2 protein-coding genes are annotated in these 2,095 nt (G+C 76.2%); both read left to right on the forward strand.

Features of this window, described 5'->3' with window-relative positions; all coding sequences use genetic code 11:
- Positions 1–938: DUF5667 domain-containing protein (locus GTW08_RS21455; RefSeq protein ID WP_161152440.1), on the forward strand; the 938-nt coding region annotated here is incomplete at its 5' end.
- Positions 939–1,189: 251 nt separating this feature from the next.
- Positions 1,190–2,080, forward strand: a complete 891-nt coding sequence (locus tag GTW08_RS21460; RefSeq protein ID WP_062398055.1) for an HAD family hydrolase — start codon at positions 1,190–1,192, stop codon at positions 2,078–2,080.
- The last annotated feature ends 15 nt before the right edge of the window (positions 2,081–2,095 follow it).

Raw genomic sequence — 2,095 nt, forward strand, 5'->3', positions numbered from 1 at the left:
GCGACGACTCCGCCCGCCCGGCGCAGGCCGGCGCCCGGATGCTGGACCGCCGCCGTCCGAGCGTGCGCAAGCGCTTCGGCGTCGTCGTCGGCGGGTTCGCCGCGCTCGCGGTGATCGCCGGCGTGACCTCGACCGCCAGCCGCGACGCCCTGCCCGGCGACGCGATGTACGGCATGAAGCGCGCCAGCGAGAGCGTCGGCGGGGTGTTCACCGTCGGCCAGCAGGCCGAGGCCGCCCGCCAGCTCGACCTGGCCCGCTCCCGGGTCGACGAGCTGGAGAGCCTGGTCGCGCGGTCCACACCGCCGTCGCCGGACGCGGTCGCGTCCGCGATGGGCGACTTCGACCGGGCCACCAGCACCGGCAGCAGGCTGATGCTCACCGGCGCCGGGACCGACGGCGCGGACACCTCCCGCCTGGCCGAGCTGCGGACCTGGGCGGCCGCCCAGTCCGGGCGCATCACCCGTCTGCAGTCCGACCTGCCCGCCGAGAGCCGCGGGGAGACCTCGGAGGCGATCCGCCTGCTGGACCGGGTGCTCTCCCGGGCCGAGGCGCTGCGGGCCGGCACCGGCTGCGCCGCGGACAGCGGCGGCACCGTCGACGACCTCGGCCCGGTGCCCGGCGAGTGCCGCACCGCGGGCGGGCCGTCCTCGGCGCAGGCCGTCGAGCAGTCCGCGCCGGTGACGCCGTCGGAGACCGCGACCGGCACGCCGTCGCCGTCGCCGACCTCCGGTCCGGCGACCTCGACCTCGCAGGCCCCGACCACCTCGGGGTCCTCGCAGCAGGACGGCGGGCTGCCGCTGCTGAACGGTGGTGGGTCGACCACCTCCGACAGCGGGTCGGGCAGCTCGTCGGAGTCGTCGTCGGAGCAGGACCGTCTGCTGCCGCCGATCACCATCCCGCCGCTGCTGCCGGGCCTCGGCCCGGTCACCCTCGGCTGATCCGCTCCGGACACCACGGGTACGGGCCCGGTCCCCGGTGCGTCGACATGTGTCACGTACCGGAGGCCGGGCCCGCTCCCGCGTTCCGGCAGTAGGCTGGGGCCGCGCCCCGATCCCCTCGGGACGCGAGACGCCGTCGCACCAGGAAGGCCGCCGTGGTGAGTGATCCCGGGTCCGTCCCCCCTCTCGACCAGAGCGGGACCCGCGAGTCTCACCCGCCCACCCACACCGGGCTCTCCGAGGAGCCGGGGGTGCTGGAGCGGGCGACCGCGCTGGACTCCGCGCAGCGGGCCGGTCAGGCCTCCGCCGCCGCGGCCGTCGCCGCCGAGGCCGACGACCACCCCGACGGCCCGGAGGGCGGGGACGGCGCGCCGCCCGACCTCACCGCCGCCGCCTTCTTCGACTGCGACAACACGATGATGGTCGGCGCGTCGATCTTCCACTTCGCCCGCGGCCTGGCCGCGCGCAAGTTCTTCACCACCTCCGACATGGCCGGCTTCGCCTGGCAGCAGATCAAGTTCCGGGTCGGCGGCCGGGAGGACAAGGGCGGCATCGCGGGACACCGCGACACCGCGCTGTCGTTCGTCGCGGGCCGTCCGGTCGACGAGGTCGTCGCGCTCGGCGAGGAGATCTACGACGAGCTGATGTCGGACCGGATCTGGGCGGGCACCCGGGCGCTGGCCCAGATGCACCTCGACGCGGGCCAGCGCGTCTGGCTGGTCACCGCGACGCCGATCGAGCTGGCGCGAATCATCGCCCGCCGGCTGGGGCTGACCGGAGCGCTGGGGACCGTCGCGGAGTCCGTCGACGGGCTCTACACCGGACGGCTGGTCGGCGAGATCCTGCACGGCCCGGCGAAGGCGCACGCGGTGCGCGCGCTGGCCGCGTCGGAGGGTCTGGATCTGCGCCGCTGCACCGCCTACTCGGACTCGGTGAACGACGTCCCGATGCTCTCGGCGGTCGGCACCGCGGTCGCGGTGAACCCGGACTCCGAGCTGCGTGACGTCGCGAAGGCCCGCAACTGGCAGATCCGCGACTTCCGGACCGGGCGCAAGGCCGCCCGGATCGGGGTGCCCTCGGTGCTCGGCGCGGGCGCCGTCGCCGGGGCGGTGGCGGCCGGGATGGCCTACCGCAAGCGCTGACCCGCCCGGCCGCTC

This window comes from Pseudonocardia sp. SID8383 (assembly GCF_009864975.1).
In the GTDB taxonomy this organism is placed as follows: domain Bacteria; phylum Actinomycetota; class Actinomycetes; order Mycobacteriales; family Pseudonocardiaceae; genus Pseudonocardia; species Pseudonocardia alni.